Origin of the sequence: Actinoplanes sp. DH11 (assembly GCF_020873875.1) — a bacterium.
Lineage (GTDB): Bacteria > Actinomycetota > Actinomycetes > Mycobacteriales > Micromonosporaceae > Actinoplanes.
The window spans coordinates 1-22,886 of the sequence record NZ_JAHWGU010000056.1 but is presented as its reverse complement, the minus strand read 5'-3'; the positions used below and the strand labels follow the sequence as shown (position 1 = coordinate 22,886).

At 71.4% G+C, this 22,886-nt stretch carries 22 protein-coding genes; 15 read left to right on the top strand and 7 right to left on the bottom strand.

All coding sequences use genetic code 11. The annotated features are described in order from the left end of the window. Nucleotides 1–30: 30 nt before the first annotated feature. Nucleotides 31–531 carry a peptide-methionine (S)-S-oxide reductase MsrA gene (gene msrA / locus LPA41_RS40495; RefSeq protein WP_229076806.1) on the bottom strand — a complete coding sequence of 167 codons (501 nt, stop codon included), beginning with the start codon at nucleotides 529–531 and terminating at the stop codon, nucleotides 31–33. 189 nt (nucleotides 532–720) lie between these two features. Here msrA and LPA41_RS40490 point away from each other — a divergent pair, with 189 nt between their 5' ends. The 6 genes from LPA41_RS40490 to LPA41_RS40465 all read left to right on the top strand — a co-directional run bounded on the left by LPA41_RS40490 (nucleotide 721) and on the right by LPA41_RS40465 (nucleotide 7,020). After that, nucleotides 721–1,596: an ABC transporter permease gene (locus LPA41_RS40490; protein ID WP_229076805.1), complete on the top strand. Its 876-nt coding sequence runs from the start codon at nucleotides 721–723 to the stop codon at nucleotides 1,594–1,596. A 13-nt stretch (nucleotides 1,597–1,609) separates the two neighbouring features. Next, a complete protein-coding gene (locus LPA41_RS40485) occupies nucleotides 1,610–2,635 on the top strand; it encodes an ABC transporter substrate-binding protein (RefSeq protein WP_229076804.1) in 1,026 nt (341 codons plus the stop codon). Continuing rightward, nucleotides 2,622–3,395, top strand: coding sequence for an ABC transporter ATP-binding protein (locus tag LPA41_RS40480; protein WP_229076803.1), 774 nt, complete (start codon nucleotides 2,622–2,624; stop codon nucleotides 3,393–3,395). Before LPA41_RS40485 ends, LPA41_RS40480 begins: the two co-directional genes overlap by 14 nt. Next, nucleotides 3,392–4,270: a TauD/TfdA family dioxygenase gene (locus tag LPA41_RS40475; RefSeq protein WP_229076802.1), complete on the top strand. Its 879-nt coding sequence runs from the start codon at nucleotides 3,392–3,394 to the stop codon at nucleotides 4,268–4,270. Before LPA41_RS40480 ends, LPA41_RS40475 begins: the two co-directional genes overlap by 4 nt. A gap of 83 nt (nucleotides 4,271–4,353) precedes the next feature. Then, nucleotides 4,354–5,736, top strand: a complete 1,383-nt coding sequence (locus tag LPA41_RS40470; protein WP_229076801.1) for a family 43 glycosylhydrolase — start codon at nucleotides 4,354–4,356, stop codon at nucleotides 5,734–5,736. Between the two features lie 237 nt (nucleotides 5,737–5,973). After that, nucleotides 5,974–7,020, top strand: a complete 1,047-nt coding sequence (locus LPA41_RS40465; RefSeq protein WP_229076800.1) for an ATP-binding protein — start codon at nucleotides 5,974–5,976, stop codon at nucleotides 7,018–7,020. 278 nt (nucleotides 7,021–7,298) lie between these two features. Here LPA41_RS40465 and LPA41_RS40460 read toward each other — a convergent pair whose 3' ends face one another. Continuing rightward, nucleotides 7,299–7,802, bottom strand: coding sequence for a hemerythrin domain-containing protein (locus tag LPA41_RS40460; RefSeq protein ID WP_229076799.1), 504 nt, complete (start codon nucleotides 7,800–7,802; stop codon nucleotides 7,299–7,301). A gap of 127 nt (nucleotides 7,803–7,929) precedes the next feature. Between LPA41_RS40460 and LPA41_RS40455 the strand changes: the two genes are divergently transcribed. From LPA41_RS40455 to LPA41_RS40435, 5 genes are all read left to right on the top strand, one after another. Then, a complete protein-coding gene (locus LPA41_RS40455) occupies nucleotides 7,930–8,409 on the top strand; it encodes a cupin domain-containing protein (RefSeq protein WP_229076798.1) in 480 nt (159 codons plus the stop codon). Nucleotides 8,410–8,496: 87 nt separating this feature from the next. Beyond that, on the top strand, nucleotides 8,497–10,035 hold the full coding sequence (gene murJ, locus LPA41_RS40450; RefSeq protein WP_229076816.1) for a murein biosynthesis integral membrane protein MurJ: 1,539 nt from the start codon (nucleotides 8,497–8,499) through the stop codon (nucleotides 10,033–10,035). A 64-nt stretch (nucleotides 10,036–10,099) separates the two neighbouring features. Then, nucleotides 10,100–12,277, top strand: coding sequence for an alpha-galactosidase (locus LPA41_RS40445; protein WP_229076797.1), 2,178 nt, complete (start codon nucleotides 10,100–10,102; stop codon nucleotides 12,275–12,277). Then, complete coding sequence (locus LPA41_RS40440) at nucleotides 12,274–12,651, top strand: VOC family protein (RefSeq protein ID WP_229076796.1); 378 nt, start codon at nucleotides 12,274–12,276, stop codon at nucleotides 12,649–12,651. Before LPA41_RS40445 ends, LPA41_RS40440 begins: the two co-directional genes overlap by 4 nt. A gap of 228 nt (nucleotides 12,652–12,879) precedes the next feature. Next, complete coding sequence (locus LPA41_RS40435) at nucleotides 12,880–13,659, top strand: LuxR C-terminal-related transcriptional regulator (RefSeq protein WP_229076815.1); 780 nt, start codon at nucleotides 12,880–12,882, stop codon at nucleotides 13,657–13,659. 40 nt (nucleotides 13,660–13,699) lie between these two features. On the opposite strand, the gene LPA41_RS40430 is transcribed toward LPA41_RS40435, so the two are convergent. Next, the gene (locus LPA41_RS40430) at nucleotides 13,700–14,272 is read right to left on the bottom strand and encodes an adenylate kinase (RefSeq protein ID WP_229076795.1); all 573 of its coding nucleotides are present in this window, start codon (nucleotides 14,270–14,272) and stop codon (nucleotides 13,700–13,702) included. A gap of 153 nt (nucleotides 14,273–14,425) precedes the next feature. On the opposite strand from LPA41_RS40430, the gene LPA41_RS40425 reads away from it, so the two are divergent. After that, complete coding sequence (locus tag LPA41_RS40425) at nucleotides 14,426–15,043, top strand: endonuclease V (RefSeq protein WP_229076814.1); 618 nt, start codon at nucleotides 14,426–14,428, stop codon at nucleotides 15,041–15,043. A gap of 41 nt (nucleotides 15,044–15,084) precedes the next feature. Here the strand turns inward: LPA41_RS40425 and LPA41_RS40420 are convergent, their stop codons facing one another. Further along, nucleotides 15,085–17,430: a glycoside hydrolase family 9 protein gene (locus tag LPA41_RS40420; RefSeq protein WP_374238280.1), complete on the bottom strand. Its 2,346-nt coding sequence runs from the start codon at nucleotides 17,428–17,430 to the stop codon at nucleotides 15,085–15,087. Between the two features lie 163 nt (nucleotides 17,431–17,593). On the opposite strand from LPA41_RS40420, the gene LPA41_RS40415 reads away from it, so the two are divergent. Then, on the top strand, nucleotides 17,594–18,742 hold the full coding sequence (locus tag LPA41_RS40415; RefSeq protein ID WP_229076793.1) for a zinc-dependent alcohol dehydrogenase: 1,149 nt from the start codon (nucleotides 17,594–17,596) through the stop codon (nucleotides 18,740–18,742). A gap of 13 nt (nucleotides 18,743–18,755) precedes the next feature. Beyond that, complete coding sequence (locus LPA41_RS40410) at nucleotides 18,756–19,328, top strand: hypothetical protein (RefSeq protein ID WP_229076792.1); 573 nt, start codon at nucleotides 18,756–18,758, stop codon at nucleotides 19,326–19,328. Nucleotides 19,329–19,368: 40 nt separating this feature from the next. On the opposite strand, the gene LPA41_RS40405 is transcribed toward LPA41_RS40410, so the two are convergent. Next, a complete protein-coding gene (locus LPA41_RS40405; protein WP_229076791.1) occupies nucleotides 19,369–19,761 on the bottom strand; it encodes a nuclear transport factor 2 family protein in 393 nt (130 codons plus the stop codon). Beyond that, a complete protein-coding gene (locus tag LPA41_RS40400) occupies nucleotides 19,758–20,606 on the bottom strand; it encodes an NAD(P)-dependent oxidoreductase (RefSeq protein WP_229076790.1) in 849 nt (282 codons plus the stop codon). Before LPA41_RS40400 ends, LPA41_RS40405 begins: the two co-directional genes overlap by 4 nt. A 115-nt stretch (nucleotides 20,607–20,721) precedes the next feature. Between LPA41_RS40400 and LPA41_RS40395 the strand changes: the two genes are divergently transcribed. Continuing rightward, a complete protein-coding gene (locus tag LPA41_RS40395; RefSeq protein ID WP_374238279.1) occupies nucleotides 20,722–21,879 on the top strand; it encodes a sorbosone dehydrogenase family protein in 1,158 nt (385 codons plus the stop codon). A gap of 30 nt (nucleotides 21,880–21,909) precedes the next feature. Here LPA41_RS40395 and LPA41_RS40390 read toward each other — a convergent pair whose 3' ends face one another. Next, nucleotides 21,910–22,320 (bottom strand): rhodanese-like domain-containing protein, encoded by a 411-nt coding sequence (locus tag LPA41_RS40390; protein WP_229076788.1) that lies wholly within the window; start codon nucleotides 22,318–22,320, stop codon nucleotides 21,910–21,912. Between the last annotated feature and the right edge of the window lie 566 nt (nucleotides 22,321–22,886).

Below are 22,886 nucleotides of genomic sequence, written 5' to 3'. Positions count from 1 at the left end.
TCGCTGGCGGGGTGGCCGCGGCGGGTGGGGTCAGGCGCGGCGCGGCAGCTTCCAGTTCGGCCGCGGGAAGTGGCAGGTGTAGCCGTCCGGGATGCGCTCCAGGTAGTCCTGGTGCTCCGGCTCGGCCTCCCAGAAATCGCCGGCCGCGGTCACCTCGGTGACCACCTTGCCCGGCCACAGGCCGGACGCGTCGACGTCGGCGATGGTGTCCTCGGCGACGCGCTTCTGCTCGTCGGTCTCGTAGAAGATCGCCGACCGGTAGCTGGTGCCGATGTCGTTGCCCTGCCGGTTCACCGTGGACGGGTCGTGGATCTGGAAGAAGAACTCCAGCAGGTCCCGGTACGAGGTGACCGAGGGGTCAAAGGTGATCTCGATGGCCTCGGCGTGGCCGTCGTGGTTGCGGTAGGTCGCGTTCGCCACCTGGCCGCCGGTGTAGCCGACCCGGGTCGAGACCACGCCGGGACGCTTGCGGATCAGATCCTGCATGCCCCAGAAGCAGCCGCCGGCGAGGATCGCCTTCTCCGTGCTCATGTCGTACCTCTTTCGTCGTGGTCCGCGTGATGAGGAACATTGTCACGGCTCCCGGCATGCCCGGGCGCGGTCCCGCGGCGCTGTCACCTCGGTCACCGCAAGGTGCCTGGGCCGTCTTGCGATATTCCTATTGCTCCGATAGAAAATATGGGGTGCGCCGCCCGGTGCCCGAATTCCAGGAGTGACACCGTGACCACCTCTGTCTCCAGCCCGCCGGCGGCGCCGGTCGTGGAAGCCTCGATCGGCGGCCCGGCCCGGTCCGGCAACCCGCTCGCGCCCCGCGGCGGCCGGCGCCGCCGCGTCCTGCTGCGCCTCGTCGCGCTCGCGGTGCTGTTCGCGCTCTGGGAGCTGACCGCCCGCGCCACCCGCAACCCCACGTTCATCCCGTCGCCCGGCGCGGTCTGGCACCAGCTGATCCAGACCTCCACCGTTCACGACGGCCTGCGCGGCTACAGCGGTCACCTGCTCATCGAGCACCTCGGCGTGAGCCTGCGCCGCATCCTGATCGGCTCCGCGATCGGCATCGCCGCCGGCCTGCTGATCGGCGTGGTGATGGGCACGGTCGGCTGGATCCGCGTGGTCGCCGAGCCGGTCGTCACGTTCGTCCGGGCACTGCCGCCGCTGGCCTACTTCAGTCTGTTCATCATCTGGTTCGGCATCGACGAGACACCGAAACTGTGGCTGCTGGCGATCGCCGCGCTGCCGCCCGTCGCGGTGGCCACGGCCGCAGCGGTGTACTCGGCGCCGACCGGCCTGATCGAGGCCGCCCGGGCCCTCGGCGCCGGACGCTGGCAGGTGACCCGTGACGTGGTGCTGCCGAGCTCACTGCCGGAGATCTTCACCGGCATCCGGCTGGCCGTCGGTGTCGCGTACTCCTCGGTCGTCGCCGCCGAGACCATCAACGGCGTGCCGGGCATCGGCGGCATGGTCCGCGACGCGCAGCGCTACTCGCAGACCGACGTCGTCGTCCTCGGCCTGTTCGCCATCGGCCTGTCCGGCCTACTGATCGACGCCCTGCTGCGGACGGCCGAGAACCGGCTGATCCCGTGGCGCGGCCGTGCATAGGAGAAACACGAAGATGCGCAAGTTCCTCGGCCTGGCGGCCGTCCTCCTGATGGCCGCGTGCGGCAACGGTGCCGCGAGCGGCACCACCGGCGGCGACGCGGAGCAGAAGTCCATCCGGATCGCCTACCAGGCGTTCCCCAGCGGCGACCTGGTGGTCAAGAACCAGGGGCTGCTGGAGAAGGCGCTGCCCGACTACAAGATCACTTGGACCAAGTTCGACTCCGGTGCCAGCATCAACACGGCGTTCGTCGCCCGCAGCGTGGACATCGCGGCGATCGGGTCGAGCCCGGTGGCGCGCGGCCTGTCAGCGCCGCTGAACATCCCGTACCAGGTGGCCTTCGTCCTCGACGTCGCCGGCGACAACGAGGCGCTGGTGGCCCGCAACGGCAGCGGCATCACCGACGTCGCCGGGCTGCGCGGCAAGAAGGTGGCCACGTCGTTCGCCTCCACCTCGCACTACAGCCTGCTCGCCGCCCTGGACCAGGCCGGCGTCAAGGAGGCCGAGGTCGACATCGTGGACCTGGAGCCGCAGGACATCCAGGCCGCCTGGACGCGCGGTGACCTCGACGCCGCGTACACCTGGCTCCCGGTTCTCGACGAGATCAAGAAGAACGGGACTGTGCTGATCAGCAGCCGGCAGCTGGCCACCGCCGGTAAGCCCACCCTGGACCTGGGCGTGGTCTCCACCCCCTTCGCCGAGGCGCACCCCGCCGCGGTGGACGCCTGGCGCAAGGCGCAGGCGCAGGCCCTCGACCTGATCGCGAAGGACCCGGCCGCGGCCGCCACGTCGATCGGCGCCGAACTCAACCTCAGCCCCGCGGACGCGCAGAAGCAGCTCAGCCAGGGCGTCTTCCTCAAGCCCGCGGACCTGGCCACCGACGCCTGGCTGGGCACCGAGGGCAAGGTCGGCAAGCTGGCCGACAACCTGGTCAGCGCCGCGCAGTTCCTCAAGGACCAGCAGAAGATCGACGCCGTGCCGGACCTCGCCACCGTGCAGAAGGCGATCTACGTGAAGGGGCTGCCGGATGTCCTCGGATGACGCGATCGTCCTGGACGGGGTGGAGCACGCCTACGGCGACGTCACCGCGGTCGGGCCGGTCGACCTGTCCGTGCCGCGCGGTGAGTTCCTGGTGCTGGTCGGGGCGTCCGGCTGCGGCAAGAGCACGCTGCTGCGCCTGATCGCCGGCTTCGAGGAGCCGACCCGGGGCACGGTACGCACCGGCGGCGCGCCACCGGTGCCCGGCAAAGGTGCCGGCCTGGTGTTCCAGCAGCCCCGGCTCTTCCCGTGGCGGACCGTCGGCGGCAACGTCGAGCTGGCGCTGCGCTACGCCGGGGTGCCCGGCCGCGCCGAGCGGGTCGCGGAACTGCTGGCCGGGGTGGGTCTGCACGACGTCGCCGACCGGCGCACCTGGCAGATCTCCGGCGGCCAGCAGCAGCGGGTCGCGATCGCCCGGGCCCTCGCCGTGGAGAACCCGCTGCTGCTGCTCGACGAGCCCTTCGCGGCCCTGGACGCGCTGACCCGCGAACGGTTGCAGGAGGACCTGCGCCGGGTCAGCGCGGACACCGGCCGTACCTGTGTCTTCGTCACCCACAGCGTCGACGAGGCGGTCTTCCTCGGCAGCCGGGTCGTGGTGCTCACCGCACGGCCCGGCCGGATCGCCCTGGACCTGCCCGTCGACCTGCCGCGGGCCGGCATCACCCCCGACGAACTGCGCGGCCTCCCGGCGTACGCGGCCCTGCGCTCCGAGATCGGCCACGCCGTCCGCGCGGCCGCCCACCTGGAAGGAACCCCGGCATGACCACTGCTCTGGTACGCCTCGACCTGGAACCGCTGGGTCCGCACTTCGGCGCCGTCGTGCACGGCCTCGACCTCGCCACCGCCACCGGCGAGGAGGTCGTGGCCCTGCGCGCCGCCCTGGTCGAGCGCAAGGTGCTGTTCCTGCGTGAGCAGCGCCTCGACGAGACGAGCCAGGTCGAGCTGGGCCGGCGGATCGGCGAACTGACCGCCTCGCACCCGGTGGTCGGCGGCCTGGACGAGGCCCACCCCGAGGTGTACGCGCTGGACAGCGCCGACAACGGCTTCGCCGACGTGTGGCACACCGACGTGACGTTCATGAAGCGCCCGCCGCTCGGCTCGATCCTGCGGGCCGTCGTGCTGCCGCCCGCCGGCGGCGACACGAACTGGGCGGACGCGCAACTGGCGTACGACTCGCTGGCCCCCGGCGTCCAGCGGCTCGTGGACGAGCTCACCGCGGTGCACGACGGCACCCGCGAGTTCGGCTACTACCTGGCCCAGCGGCGCGGCGGCAAGGGCAACGTGTGGGACGGCGAGACGGTGACCCGCCTGGACCCGGTGGAGCATCCCGTGGTGCGGGTGCACCCGGAGACGGGCCGTAAGGGCATCTTCGTCAACCCGGGCTTCACCTCGCACATCGTCGGGGTCTCCGAGTTCGAGAGCCGGGCCATCCTGGACCTGCTCTACGCCCACCTGACCAAGCCGGAGCACATCGTCCGGCACCGGTGGCGGCTCGGCGACGTGGCGCTCTGGGACAACCGCAGCACCGCGCACTACGCCAACCGGGACTACGACACGCAGCGGCGCGTGATGCACCGGATCACGCTGCGCGGCGACATCCCGGCCGGGCCGGGCGGCAGCATCCCGGCCAGGCCGTAAGGCATCCCATCGACCCGGCTCCCTTGACAGAGATCCACCGCGAGTGACCATGATGAGTCTCCACCGACCTCAGTGGAGACTCCATGATCCAGTTGCGTGCCCGGCACCGCCCCCTGCGCTCGGCGGTCGCCGTCACCGCCGCCCTGGTCCTGGCCGCCGGCCTGGTCACCGCCACGGCGACGTCGTCGGCGGCCGTCGCGTCCGGGCCGGTCATCGACCAGAACTTCGCCGACCCGGACGTGATGAAGGTCGGCCGTACCTACTACGCCTACGCCACCAACAGCGACGGCCGGAACATCAAATGGGCCACCTCCACCGACCTGGTGAGCTGGTCGGTGCAATCCGGCGACGCCCTGCCGACCCTCGGCGCCTGGGCCGACCCGGACTGGTCGTTCCCGCCCGGCGGGCCCGGGGACCACGGCGTCTGGGCACCGGAGGTGTTCGCGACCGGGCCGCGGAGCTTCGTCATGTGGTACACGGCCCACGACCGGGCCTCCGGCAAACAGTGCATCGGTGCGGCCACCGCCACCTCGCCGGGCGGGCCGTTCGTGCCCCGCGACACCGCGCTGGTCTGCACCCCGGAGACGGGCGGGGCGATCGACGCCTCCTCCTACTCCGAGAACGGCCGCCGCTACATCCTGTGGAAGAACGACGGCAACTGCTGCGCCGAGGACACCTGGCTGCACCTGCAGCAGGTGAGCGCCGACGGGCTGCGCCGGACCGGCGCGGAGACCCAGCTGATCAAGCAGAGCAAGCCGTTCGAGGGCATCCTCGTCGAGGCGCCGACGCTGTGGAAGCGCGGCAGCACGTACGTGCTCTTCTACTCGGCCAACTTCTTCGGCAACGGTAGCTACATCAGCAGCTATGCCACGTCGACGCGGCTGCGGGGCCCGTACACCAAGGCCGCTTCGCCGCTGATGACCACCGACGCGTTCGCGGGCACGGTCCGCGGCCCCGGCGGCCAGGACATCGTGACCGGGCCGGACGGCAAGGACCGCATCGTCTTCCACGGCTGGAACGCCGACTTCACCTACCGCGCGATGTACTCGCAGCGCCTCGACTGGCAGGGCAGCCGGCCGATCGTGGAAGGCGCCAAGATCCGGTACGAGGCCGAGGACGCCGCCTTCACCCGCGCCAACGCCCGGTACGCGGACAACGGCGCCAGTAACGGCGTCGTCGTCGGCGGGATCGACTTCGCGGACAGCCGGGTCACCTTCACCGTCCACGTGCCCCGGGCCGGCAGCTACCGGCTGTACACCCGGTACGCCGACGGCTCCGACGGCGGCGCGGCCGGGCACACCCTGACCGTCAACGGCGTCGCCGCCGGCACCGTCGACTACCCCGTGACCGGCTGGGACAACTGGCAGGTCACCGAACGGACCGTGACACTGCGGGCCGGGACGAACACGATCGCGTACGGCAAGGGCGCGAACTACGCCGAAATCGACGCCATCGACATCGCCTGACCGAGCGGGGGACTCCGGCGGACGCCCGCCACTCCGGTTCCGCTCGGAGTCCCTCGTCCGTGGTGAACCGGGAAGGTTGTAACATTTGCGGGTTATTGCTGGCGTTCGTGACGGGTAGCCTTGAGGACGAACCCGCCGTCCTGGCGGGGGCTCCCTGTCTCGGTGGGATGCCGGTGGTGGTGATGCCGGGTCCGAAGTCGTCACGGCGGTGACGAGACGGACGCGAGGCTCCCCAGCATGACCGGTGAACGGCAGTCTCGTGGCGAGCCGGCGGCAGGCGAGCACCGTGCGCACGGGCACCGGGACCGGGTGTGGGACCTGGTCAGCGCCTACGGCCCGGACGTCACCGCGTTGTGTCGTGCCAGCACGGCGTTGATGACGGGTGTCGCGGGGATGGGCCTGTCCGCCGGGCCGGCCGGGACGGTTCCCCGGATCCGGTTCTTCAGCGACACGGCCAGTTCGCGGCTGGAGTCGGCGCAGCTGACCCTGGACGAGGGTCCGTGCCGGGACGCGACAGCCACCCGTGAGCCGGTGCTGGTGGCCGATCTGGCGGGCGGGTCGTGGCGGCAGCGGTGGCCGTGGTTCACCCGGGCCGCGCTGGAAGCGGGGGTGCGGGCGGTGTTCGCGCTGCCCCTGCACGCCGGCGGGGTGCTGCACGCCGGTGCGGTGGATCTGTACCGGGCCATGCCGGGGCCGTTGAACAGCGCCGACCAGCTGGCGGCGACGACGTTCACCGCGGCGGCGACCGAGCTGCTGACGTTGGAGCGTCACGGTCTGAACCTGACCAAGGCCTTCGGGCCCGGCTGGCGTGGCTTCGAGCCTGCCGAGGTGGCCGGGGCGACCGGCTGTGTGATGCCGCCGTCCGTGCCGTCCGATGCCGACGGTGTGCTGCTGGTCTGCTGGTTCGGCCCGGCACTGCTGGGTCCGGTCCGTCAGCGGATCGTCACCCTCGCGATCCGGCAAGGGCTACGCGGCGATCATGCGTACCGGTTCGTGCTGGCCGTCCATGAGGCGGTCGTCAACGCGGTCGTTCACGGCGGGGGGCGCGGTCAGCTTCTGCTGTGGCGCCGCGACGGACGGCTGTGGTGCGAGATCAGCGACCACGGCGCCGGGATGGTCACGCCCGAGTCGCCCGCCTCAGCAGCCGGTCCCGGGCCCGAGCACGCCGGTTGGTCGGGGCTGCGGATCATGCGACGGGCGTGCACCAGCCTGGACATCACCACGACGGCCCGCGGCACCCGGCTGCTGCTGAGCCGCCGCCTGGATTCACGCTCCGCGACATGAGCGTCGAAGGGCGCGACGATGAGCACCGCACCCAGCAACGAACACGAGGTCACGAGGCCGGGCGTCTGACCATCACCGAAACCGGCCTGCCCGGCGGCTGATCACCATGGCCGGCCCGTGCCTCGATGTGCTGCTGGACCTGACACACACTACGGCGAAACTGGGCTACGTCCCGCCCGCGCCGCGTTGTTGATCTGCCAGCGCTACGAAAACGCGGTGATCATGGGCCTGAACCTCGATTTCGCACCGCCAGCAGATCAACAACGCCACACCGGCGGCTACAGCGGGCCCAGGGCGTCCGCCGGATCGGCGTCCAGGCGCAGGGTTTCCAGCACCGTCAGGAGCTGGCGTTCCTCGTACCGGAAGTGGTTCTCCATGATGGCACCGACGCCCTCCAGATGCCGCCGCAGCTCGTCCGGGCCGTCGCCGCGCTCCACGGCGGCGCTCAGGCCGCCGATCAAGTAGGCGATCATCGAATGGTCCTGTTCCAGCGATCGCAGCACCGGCCGCAGGTGCGGGTGGGCGGCGGCGACGGCTGGGAACAGGGTGCGGTCCTCGCCGCGGTGATGGCCGTCGAGGGCGGCGCAGAACCCGCGGCAGTAGAGCAGCAGTTCGCCAGCGGTCGCCGGGTCGGCGGCCTCCAGGGCCACGCTCAGGGCCCGGCGCAGCCGCGCGTGCACCGCACGCATCTCCTGGGCCCAGGCCACCAGCCTGGTCTGCTCGCGCCCGGCGGCGCTGTTCGTCTTGCGCTCGGCGGCGCTTGTCGTCTCGCGCTCAGACAAGCGATGACGAAGGGCACGACGACAACACGTCGATCTCCTTCGGTCCGGCGCCTCCATGCCTGACACGGTCTGCCACCGGCACGCGACGCTGCCGGACACATTACTCGATGTCTGATATCAACGAGCAATGACGTATCCACCCCCGCTCTACCACGGTGACAAGGGTGAGGTGTCCGCCACCCACCGGCCCGCCGGCACCGGGCCCGAACTCGTCTATCCCAACGGCACCCGCGTGCACTACCTCTCCACCGGCGAGTCGACCGGCGGCCTGTTCGGGCTCTACCGCTGGGAGTGCGGCCCCGGCGTGACCGGCCCCGACCCGCACTTCCACCACAGCCTCGCCGAGTCGTTCTACATCCTGTCCGGCGTCATGAGCATCTACGACGGCGAGCGGTGGATCGAGGCCGAGCCCGGCGACTACGTGCACGTGCCGCCGGGTGGCGTGCACGCCTTCAAGAACCGGTCGGGGGCGCCGGTGTCGATGCTGCTGCACTTCTCGCCGGGCGCACCCCGCGAAGGCTACTTCGAAGGGCTGACCCGGCTCGCCGAGATGAGCGACGAGGAACGTGCCGCGTTCTACCTGGAGCACGACAACATCTGGGTGTGACCCCTCCCGGTGCCGGGCGCCCGCACGCCGGGCGGTATGCACGTGACCGTGACTGACGGATCTTCGATCGGGCGGGCCGGCCAGCGGATGGCCGTCGCGACCCTCGCCTCCCGGGTGGCCGGGTTCCTGCGGATCCTGGTGCTGGCCGCCGCACTGGGCCTGGGCACCCGGCTGCTCGACACCTACAACGTCGCGAACACGCTGCCCAACGCCGTCTACGAGCTGGTCGTGGGCGGCACCATGGCCAGCATCGTGGTGCCGCTGCTCACCAGGGCCACGCTCACCGAACCCGACGGCGGCGTGCTCTACGCGCAACGCCTGCTCTCCCTGATCGTGTACGTCCTCGCCGGCGTCACGGTGCTCGCTATCCTCGGGGCGCCGTTGCTGATCGACCTGTACGCGCCGGGCTTCACCCGCGAGCAACGGGACCTGGCGATCGTGTTCAGCCGGTTCTTCCTGCCGCAGATCCTGTTCTACGGCGTCAGCGCGACCACCGGGGCGATCCTCAACATCCGGGGCCGGTTCGCCGCACCGGCCTGGGCGCCGCTGGCCAACAGCGTCATCGTGATCGCGGTGGGCCTGACCTACCTGGTGACCGGCGGCAGCACCGGCACCGGCCTGAGCACCGGCGACCTGCTGCTGCTGGCGGCCGGCACGTCGGCCGGTGTGTTCGCCCAGATGATGCTGGTGGTGTGGGCGTTGCGGCGCAGCGGGTTCCCGATCCGGCTGCACCTGGACCCGCGGGGCATCGCGATCCGGCGGATCGGCCGGCTCGGTGTCTGGGTGCTGCTCTCCGTCGTGGCCGCGCAGACACTCACCGCCGCGGCCACCCGGGCGGCGTCCTGGGCCGGGCCGGGCGGCATCACCGCCTACCAGAACGCGAGCGCGGTCTACCTCGTACCGTTCGCGGTGATCGCGGTGTCGGTGATGACGGCGATGCTGCCGCGGCTGAGCCAGTACGCCGCCCGCGGCGAACACCAGCGCGTCACCACCGGCCTGTCCCGGGCGGTCCGCACCGCCCTGGTCGTGATGGCGCCGATCGCCGCCGCGTTCCTGCTGCTCGGGCCGGACATCGCGGTCGTGCTGTTCGACCACGGCAACAGCAGCGCCGCCACGGTCCGGGTGCTCGGGCTGGTCCTCGCCGCGTTCGGGCTGACCCTGGTGCCGTTCACGAGCTACATGATCCTGCAGCGCGGCCTGTACGCCCTGCAGGACACCCGCACGGCCGCCCTGATCACCGCGCTCGTCTCGGCCGTCGGCGTGGCCGGCTGCGCTGCCGCCGGTTGGCTGCTGCCGGCGGGGGACATCGTCGTCGGGATCCCGGTGGCGTTCGCGATCGCCTACACGACCGGGCTCAACGTGACAGCGCTGGTGCTGCGGCGGCGTCTCGGCCACATCGACGGGCGGCGGCTGATCCGTACCCATGTCCGGGTTCTCGCCGCCACCGTGACCGGCGCACTCTGCGCGGGCGCCGTGCTGCTGACGCTCGACGCGCCGGCTTTGCTCACGCTGCTGGCCGCAGTGCCGGCGGGCGCCGCCGGTTACCTGGTGGCCGGCCGGTTGCTGCGCCTGGCCGAGCTGCGGCACCTGCTGAACCTCGCGCTGCCGCGCCTGCGCACCTGGTGAACCTCGCGCTGCCGCGCCTGCGCACCTGGTGAGACGGGACCGGCCTGCCCCTAGGATCAGCGTGATGCACACCGATGAAGGACCCCGCCTGCTGCACTGGCGGGCCGCCGGCGTCAGCCTCGTCCTCGACCGCACCGGCGACCTGCTGCCGCGGGTCCTGCACTGGGGCGCCGACCTCGGTGCCGGAGCCGATCCGGCGGCGCTGGCCCTGGCGGCCGTGCCGCAGCAGGTCGCGAACAACATCGACGCCGTCGTGCCGGTGAGCGTGCTGCCGGAGCACGCGGCCGGATGGGTGGGCACGCCCGGGCTGACCGGGCACCGCGACGGCGCCGCGTTCTCCACCGCCTTCACCGTCGTGTCGGCCACCGAGACGCCGGACCGCCGGCTCACCGTCGACGCCCGCGACCGGGCGGCGGCCCTGTCGCTGCGGCTGGAGCTGGAGATGACCGATTCCGGACTGGTACGCCAGCGCGCCACCCTGACCAACGAGGACGCCACCTCCACCTACACCCTGGACGGGTTGCTGCTGACGTGGCCGGTGCCGTCGGAGGCCACCGAGGTGCTCGACTTCACCGGCCGCCACAAACGCGAACGGATCCCGCAGCGGCAGCCGTTCACGGTGGGCACCCGGCTGCGGGAGAACCGGCGCGGGCGGACCGGCGCGGACGCCTCGATCGTGCTGGCCGCCGGCGCCGCCGGGTTCGGGTTCGGCGGGGGCGAGGTGTGGGGCATCCATGTGGCGTGGAGCGGCAACCACCGGACGCTCGCCGAACGCACCCCGACCGGGGTGTCCCTGCTCGGCGGCGGTGAACTGCTGCTCGCCGGCGAGGTGCGGCTGGCGCCCGGTGACAGTTACCGCACGCCGTGGCTGTACGGGTCCTACGGCAACGGCCTGGACGAGCTCTCCGCCCGGTTCCACCGCCACCTGCGGGCCCGCCCCGGACATCCCCGGTCGCCGCGCCCGGTCGTGATCAACACCTGGGAGGCGGTCTACTTCGACCACGACCTGACCCGGCTGACCGCGCTGGCGGACGCGGCGGCGCAGGCCGGGGTGGAACGGTTCGTGCTGGACGACGGCTGGTTCCGCGGCCGTCGCGACGACCGGGCCGGGCTCGGCGACTGGTACGCCGACGAGACGGTCTGGCCGGACGGGCTGCATCCGCTTGTCGGCCACGTACGCGGGCTCGGCATGGATTTCGGTCTCTGGGTGGAGCCCGAGATGGTGAACCTGGACTCCGACCTGGCCCGCGCCCACCCCGAGTGGATCATGGCGACCGGTGGCCGGATGCCGCCCGAGGCCCGCCACCAGCAGGTCCTCGACCTCGGCCACGAGCAGGCGTACGCCTACCTGCGGGACCGCCTCGACGCGGCGCTGAGCGAGTACGACATCGCCTACCTCAAGTGGGACCACAACCGCGACCTGATCGATGCCGGTCACTCACCGGGTGGCGAGGCGGGCGTGCACCGGCAGACCCGGCAGCTCTACCGGCTCCTCGACGAGCTGCGCGCCCGGCACCCCGGCGTGGAGATCGAGTCCTGCTCGTCCGGTGGTTCCCGGGTCGACCTGGGCATCCTGGAACGGACCGACCGGGTCTGGGCCAGCGACTGCAACGACGCCCTGGAACGGCAGGCCATCCAGCGCTGGACCGGCACCCTGCTGCCACCGGAACTCGTCGGCGCCCACGTCGGCCCGACCGTCGCGCACACCACCCGGCGCACGCACACCCTCGACTTCCGGGCCGGGACGGCGCTCTTCGGCCACTTCGGCATCGAATGGGACCTGACCGTGGCCACCGAGGACGACCGGCGCCGGCTGGCCGAGTGGATCGCGCTGTACAAACGGCTGCGCGGCCTGCTGCACACCGGCACCGTGGTGCGCGGCGATCACCCGGATCCGTCGCTGTGGGTGCACGGTGTCGTCGCGGCGGACCGGTCGGAGGCGGTGTACGCCCTGGTCAGCATGGCGACGCCGGTGTGGTCGCCGCCGGGCCGGGTGCGCCTGCCCGGGCTCGACCCGGACGCCGGCTACCTGGTCACCCCGCTGCCGCCCGGCGACGACATGAAAGGCCCGAGCCGGCACCAGCTGCGGTGGTGGTCCGCGGGGCTGCGGCTGAGCGGGCGGGTCCTCGCCACCGCCGGGCTCCAGGCGCCGGTCCTCTATCCGGAACGCCTGGTCCTCATTCGTGCCACGATGGACAGCGGCCGGGAACTGGCCGCAATCCCCGGGAGGATGGAGGTATGACAGCCACCTGGAAGATCGAGCTCATTCCGGTTCCGGTCACCGACGTCGACCGGGCCAAAGCCTTCTACGAGAAGATCGGCTTCGCCGCCGACCACGACCACGACATGTCCGAGAAGCTGCGGTTCGTGCAGCTCACGCCGCCCGGCTCGGCCTGCTCCATCGTGCTCGGCCAGGGCATCACCGAGATGAAGCCGGGCACCCAGGAGATCCAGGTCGTGGTGCCGGACGCCCACGCGGCCCGGCAGCAGCTGCTCGACGCCGGCGTCTCGGCGAGCGACATCGACGTGCAGCCGTGGGGCACGTTCGTCTACTTCCGCGACCCGGACGGCAACAGCTGGTCCCTGCAGGCGATCGACACCCGACCCAACGGCTGACCCCGGCCTGAGCGGGGGGCCGGGCCCGGAACGCAGGCGTCCGCTCAGCGGCGTCAAGAGCCACGGCGATCGTACGATGGTGAAATATGCCGCCCCGGGTCGTGTGCCATCGACCGTCTTCGCGTACCACAATGTTGCGATCGGGCCGGACGGCGGATCAGGCCGACGGCAGCCGGTCGCGACCGGAGCCGGGACGATCGAAGGTCCGGGAGGTACCCGTTGTTGAACGTGTCGCTGAGCCAGGCCGACAGCGTGCTGCTCGAACGGGCCGCCCGGAACCTGTCCCGCCGTCCCGGCATCCCGCTGATCTTCGGTGGGGTCGGCACGACGGACGTGCCGGTGACCGTCTGCTTCGGTGCGCAGACCACGGCGCTGCGCTCGCTGGTGGTGCGGCCCGACCGCGGGCTCGGCGGCAAGGCCCTGGTGCAGAAACGGTTGCTGGCGCTGCCCCGGTACGACCGGGCGCCCGGCATCACGCACGACTACGACGATCTGGTGCTGGGGGAGGGCGTCGTCGGCCTGGCGGTCGTCCCGCTGATGAGCGGCGACCGGGTGCGGGGCCTGCTCTACGCCGGCACCCGGGAGCACGCGGCGCTCACCCCGGACGTCGTCTCCGCGCTGGCCGCGGAGGGGCAGGCGGCCTCCCTGGAGATCTCGGTGCGGGACGAGGTCGAGCGCCGGCTGAACGCCGCCGACGCGCACCGCACCCGGGCCGCCGGGCGGCTGCGCGAGATCGCCCGGACGACCGCCGACCCGCGGACCCGGCGGGAACTGCTGGAGGTGCTGGCGGGTTTCCGCCCGCCCGGCGCCGGCGACGACACGCTCACCCCACGCCAGCGTGAGGTGCTCGAACTGGCCGAGGTGGGGCTGCGCAACGCGGAGATCGGCGCGCGGCTGGGCTTGAGCGAGCAGACCGTCAAGACCTACATGCGGTCGCTGATGTCCCGGCTCGGCGCCCGGTCCCGCGCGGAGGCCGTGCACCGGTACCGGGCGCTGCGCGAGGCCTGAGCCGGTAGGTTCAGCGGCGGTGCCGCGAGGCCTGAGCCCGTCAGCTCCGCGCGGCGGGCAGGGCGGCCAGGGCCTCGTCGATGCGTGCCGCCACGGCGTGCGGCTCCCCGGCGCCGTCGAGGTCGAACAGCAGGCCACGCTCCCGGTACGCCCCGAGCACCGGCTCGCACTCCACGGCGTAGAGGGCGAGCCGTTCGCGGACCACCTCGGCGGCGTCGTCGCTGCGGCCGCCCACCGTGGCCCGGTGGGCGAGCCGGCGCAGCAGCTCCGCCGGCTCGACCACCAGGTTGAGCACGACCAGGCCGCTCAGCAGGCCGTCGAGGAAGTCGACCTGGGCCCGGGTACGCGGATAGCCGTCCAGGATGATCCCGCCGTCCGGCGCCACCCGTTCGATGTGGTCGCGGACCATCGCGTTGGTCAGCTCGTCCGGCACGTAACGGCCGGCGTCGAGGTGCCGCCGGGCGGCCCGGCCCAGGTCGGTGCCCCGGGTGATGTGTTCCCGGAACAGGTCTCCGGTGGACAGGTGAGCCAGGTTCCGGCGCCGGGCCAACGTCGAGGCCTGGGTGCCTTTCCCGGAACCGGGCGCGCCGGTGAGAATGACGGAGATGTCCAACGGAAGACTCCAACGTGTTCCGGCAGCGGGACACTGATTTTAGAAACGCTGCGGAAACGTGAATAGCCACCAAAGTGGGTAGCGATCGCTGCCGTAGGCTGACCGGCCGTGGACACGCCGACCGTCGCCGAGGCCGAGGAACTGCAGCGCTCGCTGCGCAACCGGGTGGACCTGAGCACCGGACTGCCCGCACCGGCCCGGCTCGTCGCCGGGCTGGACGTGTCCTACCGACAGGACAGTGCCGGGGTCGCCGCGGCGGTCGTGCTGATCGACGTGAGCGCACCACCGTCCCCGGCGCCCGCGATCGTGGAGTCCGCGGTGGTGTTCGGTGAGGTCACCTTCCCGTACGTCCCGGGCCTGCTCGGGTTCCGCGAGGTGCCGTTCCTGCTGGCCGCGCTGGACCGGCTGACCACCGCACCGGACGTGCTGATGTGCGACGGGTACGGCATCGCGCACCCCCGCCGCTTCGGATTGGCCTGCCACCTCGGGGTGGTGACCGGCCTCCCGTCGTTCGGGGTGGCGAAGACCGCGTTCACCACCCGGTTCGACCCGCCCGGGCCCGGGCGCGGGCAGTGGTCGCCGCTCGTCGACGGCGACGAGACGCTCGGCCGGGCGGTGCGCACCCAGGCCGGTGTCAAACCGGTGTTCGTGTCGGCCGGCCACCGGATCACCCTGGACCAGGCCACCGAGCTGACCCTGGCGACGAGCCCGCGCTACCGGATCCCCGAGCCGACCCGCCAGGCCGACCAGTTGTCCCGCCGCGCCCTCTGACGTGCGGGGCACCGGAGATCCGATGCCCCGCACTCACCAGGTCAGGAGCAGGCGGTCCCGTTCAGGGCGAACGACGCCGGCCGCGGGTTGCTGCCGGTGTGTGTGCCGTTGAAGCCGAAACTGACCGTCCCGGACGCCGGCAGGCTCGCGTTGTAGGAGCTGTTGGTGGCGGTGACCTGCGTCCCGCTCTGCGTGACCGATACCGACCACGCCTGGGTGACCTTCTGGCCGGCGGCGTACGGGAACGTCAGCGTCCAGCCGTTCACCGCGACCGGGCCGTTCGTGATGGTCACCGTGGCGGTGAACCCGGTGCTCCAGTCGTTCGTGCTGTAGGCGACCCGGCACCCGGTAGCCGGCGACGGAGACACCGGAACCGACGGTGAGACCGAGACCGACGGCGAGACGGAGGCCGACGGCGAGACGGAGACCGACGGCGAGACGGAGGCCGACGGCGAGGCCGAGACCGAGGTGGACGGTGACGGGTCCACCCCGCCCGGCACCGCGCCCCACACCAGCGCCGCACCGTCCCACAGCGGCACGCCCGGGTTCGGGCCGGCCGCCGCCCGGTACGACGGGTCGTTGGCCGGGTTCCACGTGCCACCCTCGGCCACACCGATCTTGAGCTGGACCTCCATCCGGTGCGCGGACTGCCCGGCCGGCGCGATGGTGTGCCCGGAGCAGTCCACTTCGACGTACCAGACGGCGCCGGAGTGCTGTCTCGCCATGGTCGGCCCGGGGCAGCCCTGCGTGTACGGCGAACTCACCGTCAAAGCCGCGTCGTCGTCACGGGTGAAGTAGTAGCGGAACTTGCCGGCCGTCAGGGCCCGCGCCGGGAACGCCGACTTGTTGTAGACGACCACTTTCACGCCTGTCGAGCGCGTCTCGTTCTGCATGATCGTCGTCTCGACGGACAGTTCCGGGATGTCGGGCGTCTCCGCGACCGGGAAGCCGGCCAGGGGCGCGCCGCCGTACTCGCCGTGCAGCCGGGCGACCGCCGACGTGAAGCCCGCGTTGTAGTCGGTGGCGACCTCGTTCATCACGTAGTCGCCACGGCTGTCCGCGTACTTGTCGTCCGGCGCGGACGGCCCGCCGACGAGGGCGCCGTAGAGCACGTGCCGCGTCTCGACCGGCACCTGCTGGCTGTCCCACCAGGAGCCGTGGGCCGTACGGTGATGGGGGTTTCTCGGGGAGCCGGCGCCGAACCCGATCACGTAGCTGGCGTTGCGCGGGTTGTCCCCGAGCGCATAGTTGATCTGCCGGACCGCGAAGTCGTGGTACCGCTGCTTGCGGACCGGATCGTCCAGGTGATCGCTGTGCACCAGGGCGAGGAAGGCGGTGTTCGCCGCGTAGCGCAGCGCGCCCCACGAGTCGACCACCACCATGCCGCCGGGGGAGGTGCGCACCTTCTCGCCGTTCACGCCGACGGTGAACCAGTCGAGGAACCGGTTCGCGTCGTCGCGGTACTTCTGCTTCCCGGTCAATTGGGACAGCAGAACGTAGTTGCCGAACGCCTTGTTGTCCCAGTTGATCGTCCACTTGTACTTCTTGAGGGCGCTCTGGTCCTCGTTGCCCTGCGCGTCGTACCCCGCCTCCGCCTTGGCCAGGTAGGCCGCGTCGCCGGTGGCCCGGTGCAACCAGATCGCGCCCCACACCAGCTCGTCGGCGTAGCCGCTCCAGGACCGGTAGAACGACGTCACGTCGGTGATGCACTCGTGGTAGGTCTTGCGCACCCGGTCTGCGAACGCGTAGAGCTGCTCGGCGTGCGTGAGCAGGGTCTGTGCGTACTGCGGGTCGGTGGGCCGGAACACCAGCGAGCTCGCTGCCATCGCGGCCGCCGTCTCCGCCGCCAGCTCACTGCCACCACAGCTGGCATCGATCTTGTACGCGGGCCGCGGCATCGGCATCACCTCGGCCGGCCCCCACCACTTGTGGTCGTCGTCGCCCTTGCCGACCTGACCGTAGAGCACGTCCGGCGACGGGTGCGCCTTGATGAAGTAGTCGTTCGGCACGCGCAGGTTGTTGAGCAGGTGGGTGAGCTGCCCCGACCCGGCGTACGCGGTCCGGTTCTCCACGGCCCCCCAGGCCAGCATCGTGGTCGTGAACGCCATCGGCAGGCCGAACTTCACGTGGTCGCCGGCGTCGTACCACCCGCCGGTCAGGTCGAGGCCCACGTCGGCGCCGTCGGTCATCGCCGAGTCGCCGCGCCAGGACACCCGGTTCCAGGCCGGTTTCTTGCCCGACACCTGGGCTTCGTAGAAGAGCAGCGACTTCTGCAGCGCCTCGCCGTAGCTGTGGGCCGGCGCCGCGGCCGCGTCGGAGGGGGAGGCCACCCAGAGCAGGCCGGCGGCGAGGGCCGCGGCCGCCAGGGTGGCACCGAGTTTCTTCATCATGGGCGGTCCCGCGGTCAAGAGAAACAGTGACAATCATCGTTGCATGGGAGCGCTCCCATTACAACGGTCCGGACCCGTGGTCCCGGCGCGCTGTTTGCGGTGCAACCCAGCGGGTAGCCGCTGATCCGGCAGAAACGTGCGGCCGGTGCAGGAGGCGCTGATGCAAGCGATGGTCTACCGCGGTCCCTACCGCGTGCGGGTCGAGGAGAAGGATCGGCCGGTGATCGAACACCCCAACGACGCGATCGTACGGGTGACGCGCGCCGCCATCTGCGGTTCCGACCTGCACCTTTATCACGGCATGATGCCGGACACCCGGGTCGGCACCACCTTCGGCCACGAGTTCGTCGGCGTGGTCGACGAGGTCGGATCGTCGGTGCGGCGGTTGAAGCCCGGCGACCGCGTGATGGTGCCGTTCAACATCTTCTGCGGCACCTGCTTCTTCTGCGCCCGTGGTCTCTACTCGAACTGTCACAACGTCAACCCCAACGCCACCGCGGTCGGCGGCATCTACGGCTACTCCCACACCACCGGCGGTTACGACGGCGGCCAGGCCGAGTACGTCCGGGTGCCGTTCGCCGACGTCGGGCCCAGCCTGATCCCGGAGTGGCTCGACGACGACGACGCGGTGCTGCTCACCGACGCCCTGGCCACCGGCTACTTCGGCGCGCAGCTCGGCGGCATCGTCGAAGGCGACGTGGTGGTGGTCTTCGGTGCCGGACCGGTCGGTCTGTATGCGGCGAAGTCGGCGTGGCTGATGGGCGCCGGCCGGGTGATCGTGATCGACCACCTGAACGACCGGCTGGACAAGGCGCGCACGTTCGCGCACGCCGAGACGTACAACTTCACCGAGTACGACGACATCATCGTGCACCTCAAGAAGATCACTGAGCACCTCGGCGCGGACGTGGCGATCGACGCGGTCGGCGCGGAGGCGGACGGCAACCTGCTGCAACACGTGACGGCCGCGAAGCTGAAGCTGCAGGGCGGCTCGCCGGTCGCGCTGAACTGGGCGATCGACGGCGTCCGCAAAGGCGGCACAGTCTCGGTGATGGGCGCCTACGGCCCGATGTTCAGCGCGGTCAAGTTCGGTGACGCCGTCAACAAGGGCCTGACCCTGCGGATGAACCAGTGCCCGGTGAAACGGCAGTGGCCGCGGCTGTTCGAGCACATCCGCAACGGTTACCTCAAGCCCAGCGACATCGTGACGCACCGGATCCCGCTGGAACACATCGCCGAGGCGTACCACATCTTCTCGGCGAAGCTCGACGGCTGCATCAAGCCGCTCATCATCCCGAACGCCGCGTAAGGGAGGCAGACCGATGGCGTACACCCCGGACAAACCGAAGCTTCCGGAGTCCACCGAGCAGCTGCGCGCCCGCATCCCCGGCTGGGGCGCCGACCTGGATCCCGCGGACCGCCCGTCGGTGCCGCAGGAGGTCTTCGACCCCGATTTCAGCGGCGCGCACTGGGAGTTCCCGGAACGGCAGCCGGAGCGGTGGCCGCGGGAGAGGTCGATCGAGCACAAATTCGTCACTCCGGTCTTCGGCACGGCCTGCCCGCCGCGAGGGCTGTCCGGCGCGATCCGGCGGTACTCCTACGCCAAGTTCAGCGAGGGCCGGGCCGCGCACTGGCTGCTGCTGCTCGCCGCCGACCGGGTGGACGTGGCGGAGAGCGTGCTGCGTTCCCTGGCGAGCCGGCACCCCGACAACCCGATCACCCAGACCGGCGTACGGGCGGAGCTGTCCCACCACGGGCTCCGCTCCCGCCTCGGGCAGAACCGGGCCGACGTGGTGCACCACCCGCTCGACCCGATCATCGTGGCCGCGCCGTGGATCGCGGGCGCCGGCCTCGCCTACGTCCTGGTCCGCCGCGTGGTGTCACGCCGGCCCTGAGCGCGCCCCCGACCGGGCCTCGAGTGCCGCCGCCGGCTCGTCAGCCGGCGGCGGCCTCACGCTGGATCCGCTCGAACTCCTCGGCCATCGCGGCGGCCAGGGCCTGCGCCGCCGACAGCGGCCGGACCATGACCGTGAACTCGTCGATCAGGCCCTTGCCGTCCAGGTGCACGAAGTCGCAGCCCTCGACGGCGACACCGCCGATCCGCGCCTCGAACAGCAGCGCGTGCTCGCGCCCGCCGTCGCCGGAGAGCTCACGGACGTACCGGAAATCTTCGAAAACCCGCAGCACGCCGCGCAGGATGGCCGCGGTGAGAGCCTTGCCGGGGTAGGGCTTGAAGGCGACCGGGCTGCGGAACACCACGTCCTCGGCGAGGGTCGCCGCGATGGCGTCCGGGTCGCGTGCCTCGACCGCCCTGCGAAAATCGATCACCCGGCCAGCGTACGGGTTCGCCAGCTGTGCTGCGGCTCGTAACCGAGCAGGCGTCGCGCCTTGTCGATGGAGAGCAGCGTCTCGTGCTCGCCCAGTTCCTTCGTGACCGGGACGTCCGGGTAGACCTCGGCCGCGAGGCTCGCCGACGTTCGGCTCATCACCGTGTCCGCGTTGGCGACGATGAAGATCTCGGTGCCGGTGATGTCGGCGGCCAGTGCCTTGCGAACCGCCTGCGCGCCGTCGCGGGCGTCGATGTAACCCCACAGGTTCCACTTGCGCAGCCGCGGATCGTCGTCGAAGGACGGGAACTCCGCGTAGTCCGCGGGGTCCATCACGTTCGAGAACCGCAGCCCGATCATCTTCAGTGCCGGGTCCCACCGGCAGAACTGTTCCGCCATGGTCTCCTCGAGGTGCTTGACCAGGGCGTACCGGGACTCGGGGCGCGCCGGGTACTCCTCGTCCAGCGGGATGTACGGCGGCGGGGTGTCGAACGGGATGCCCAGCAGGGTCTCGCTCGACGCCCAGACCACGTTGGTGATCCGGGCGGCCCGCGCGGCGGCGAACACGTTGTACGTGGCCGTGATGTTGTTGTGGAAGGTGGCGGCGTTGGCGGTCACGCCGGGCGCCGGGATGGCGGCGAGGTGCACGACCGCGTCGATCCGGTCATAACGGTCGTCGATCGCGGTCAGCGCCTCGATCGTCTGCCCGTAGTCGGTGAGGTCGATCCGGATGTCCGGGCGCTCCGCGGCGGCATCCAGGTTGATCACCTCGTTGCCGTGCTCCCGTAGGTCGGCGACCACGGCCCGGCCGAGTTTCCCGGTGCCTCCGGTGACAGCGATCCGCATGCGTGCCTCCTATGAAGTGATCTTGCTGCCGACGATATCCCTCCCACAGGTTCCGGTCAGGTTCCGGCATCGATGATGGGGTGGTACGGCCTGGTGTCGCTCGAAGGAGGACGGCGTGACGCATCACCGGTGGACGGTTGTGGGGACCCTTCTGACACTCGCGGCTGTCGCGGGCTGCTCGTCGGTGGACGAGCCGGTCGCTTCCTCCGGCGCGCCGGCGTCTGCTTCCTCTGCCGCGCCCGAGTCCTCTGCCGCGCCTGAGTCTTCGCGCGTGCCGGGCGGCGGCGTACCGGATCTGGGTGACGCCGAGGTTGTCGCGCGGGGCCTGGACGTGCCGTGGGGGTTGGGTTTTCTGCCCGGCGGGGACGCGTTGATCGCGGAACGGGACACCGGGCGGGTGCTGCGGGTGACACCCGGTGCGGGCGCGCCGGCGGAGGTCTACCGGGTGCCCGGTGTGTCCGCCGCCGGTGAGGGCGGGCTGCTGGGCCTGGCGGTCGGCCCCGACGAGATGGTGTACGTCTACTTCACCGCGGAACAGGACAACCGGATCGGCCGGTTCCCCCTCCCGGCGTCCTCGGCGGGCTCCTCCGCCTCCGGGTCGGACTTCGAGGTGATCTTCGAGGGGATCCAGAAGTCCGGTGTGCACAACGGCGGGCGGATCGCGTTCGGCCCGGACAAACTGCTCTACGTGGGCACCGGCGACGCCGGCGACACCGCGAGCTCGCAGAACCAGGACAGCCCGAACGGCAAAATCCTGCGCCTGACGCCCGACGGCGAACCGGCGCCCGGGAACCCGGTGAAGGATTCGCCGATCTACAGCTCCGGGCACCGCAACGTGCAGGGCCTGGCCTGGGACGCCGACGGGCGGCTGTTCGCCACCGAGTTCGGCCAGAGCCAGCTCGACGAGGTGAACCTGATCGAGGCCGGCAACAACTACGGCTGGCCGCAGGTCGAGGGCGAAGGCGACACGGCAGGCGGGCGGTTCACGAACCCCCTGCTCACCTGGCCGGTGAGCGAGGCGTCCCCGTCCGGGATGGCGATCGCCGGCGACACCGCCTACGTCGCCGCGCTGCGCGGGGAACGGCTCTGGGCGCTGCCGCTGAACGGTGCCGGCGCGGGCGAACCCGTGGCGCTGCTGGCGGGGGAGTACGGCCGGTTGCGTACCGTCCAGGTCGCCCCCGACGGCGCCCTCTGGGTCACCACGTCCAACACCGACGGCCGAGGCGACATCCGGGACGGCGACGACAAGGTGCTGCGGTTCGCCACCCGCTGACCCCTCTGCCGCCGGCGCCGGCCGGCCCGTTCACTCGCGGACGTCGGCCGGGTCGGTCGTGGTGGGCAGCCCCGCCGCCAGCCACGCCTCCACCCCACCCACCAGGTCGGTGGCGCGGTGCAACCCGACCGCGCGCAGGCTGGCCGCCGCCAAGCTGGAGCTGTACCCCTGCCGGCACACCACCACAACCTGCACGTCGTACCCGACAGCCTCCGGGATCCGGCTCTCCGACCGCGGATCGAGCCGCCACTCCAGCACCGTACGGTCGATGACGATCGCCCCCGGCAACTCCCCCTGCCGAGCCCGCTGCCGATCCGTCCGCGTATCCACCAGCAGCGCCCCACCCATGACCGCCGCCCACGCCTCATGCGGATCGAGCCGCCGCATCCCCGCCCGGGCGCGCTCCAGCACCCCGTCCACGCCACCCACCGTCATCCTCATCCCATGATCATGCCCACGCCGCCACCCCCAGCAACCAAACCCCCACCCGTCCGGCCGCCCCGCCCGAGCCCGCCGGACCCGCGCGGCCCGCCGATCCCGCTCGGCGCCTGACCCCGCGCGGCCCGCCGAACCCCCGCGGCGCCTGACCCCGCTCGGCCCTGACCCCCGCGCGGCCCGCTGACCCCGCCGGGCCCCCTTAGCCTGTTGCCTCCGCTAGGCCCGCCGAGCCCGCGTGCCGCGCTCAGCCCGCGTCTCGCCGCCTACCTACTCGCCCGCCCTTCCACTCACCGCGGCCGCTGAGCGTCGGTCAACAAGTCCGCACGGACCTGCCCACAAGGTCGGCTGCGCACCTACCGCAGGAGACATGCACGTACCGAGATGTCGATCTGCTAGCGACTCTGTTGCCCATTGTGGTTAGGGGGTGGGTTGTAGGCGTGCCAGGTGGCTGGTGTGTGGGGTTTGGAGGTGGTGGCCGGTCCAGTAGGCGTAGAGGCGGATGAGGTTGAGGGCGGTGGCTTTGAAGGCGTGTTCGAGGGTGGTTTTGCGTATGCCGTGGTAGCGGGCGT

Excerpts from the sequence above, each read along its gene's own strand:
- msrA (WP_229076806.1), bottom strand. The coding sequence starts at position 531 with ATGAGCACGGAGAAGGCGATCCTCGCCGGCGGCTGCTTCTGGGGCATG.
- LPA41_RS40485 (WP_229076804.1), top strand. The coding sequence starts at position 1,610 with ATGCGCAAGTTCCTCGGCCTGGCGGCCGTCCTCCTGATGGCCGCGTGC.
- LPA41_RS40480 (WP_229076803.1), top strand. The coding sequence starts at position 2,622 with ATGTCCTCGGATGACGCGATCGTCCTGGACGGGGTGGAGCACGCCTAC.
- LPA41_RS40475 (WP_229076802.1), top strand. The coding sequence starts at position 3,392 with ATGACCACTGCTCTGGTACGCCTCGACCTGGAACCGCTGGGTCCGCAC.
- LPA41_RS40470 (WP_229076801.1), top strand. The coding sequence starts at position 4,354 with ATGATCCAGTTGCGTGCCCGGCACCGCCCCCTGCGCTCGGCGGTCGCC.
- LPA41_RS40465 (WP_229076800.1), top strand. The coding sequence starts at position 5,974 with ATGACCGGTGAACGGCAGTCTCGTGGCGAGCCGGCGGCAGGCGAGCAC.
- LPA41_RS40455 (WP_229076798.1), top strand. The coding sequence starts at position 7,930 with ATGACGTATCCACCCCCGCTCTACCACGGTGACAAGGGTGAGGTGTCC.
- murJ (WP_229076816.1), top strand. The coding sequence starts at position 8,497 with ATGGCCGTCGCGACCCTCGCCTCCCGGGTGGCCGGGTTCCTGCGGATC.
- LPA41_RS40445 (WP_229076797.1), top strand. The coding sequence starts at position 10,100 with ATGCACACCGATGAAGGACCCCGCCTGCTGCACTGGCGGGCCGCCGGC.
- LPA41_RS40440 (WP_229076796.1), top strand. The coding sequence starts at position 12,274 with ATGACAGCCACCTGGAAGATCGAGCTCATTCCGGTTCCGGTCACCGAC.
- LPA41_RS40420 (WP_374238280.1), bottom strand. The coding sequence starts at position 17,430 with ATGAAGAAACTCGGTGCCACCCTGGCGGCCGCGGCCCTCGCCGCCGGC.
- LPA41_RS40415 (WP_229076793.1), top strand. The coding sequence starts at position 17,594 with ATGCAAGCGATGGTCTACCGCGGTCCCTACCGCGTGCGGGTCGAGGAG.
- LPA41_RS40410 (WP_229076792.1), top strand. The coding sequence starts at position 18,756 with ATGGCGTACACCCCGGACAAACCGAAGCTTCCGGAGTCCACCGAGCAG.
- LPA41_RS40400 (WP_229076790.1), bottom strand. The coding sequence starts at position 20,606 with ATGCGGATCGCTGTCACCGGAGGCACCGGGAAACTCGGCCGGGCCGTG.
- LPA41_RS40390 (WP_229076788.1), bottom strand. The coding sequence starts at position 22,320 with ATGAGGATGACGGTGGGTGGCGTGGACGGGGTGCTGGAGCGCGCCCGG.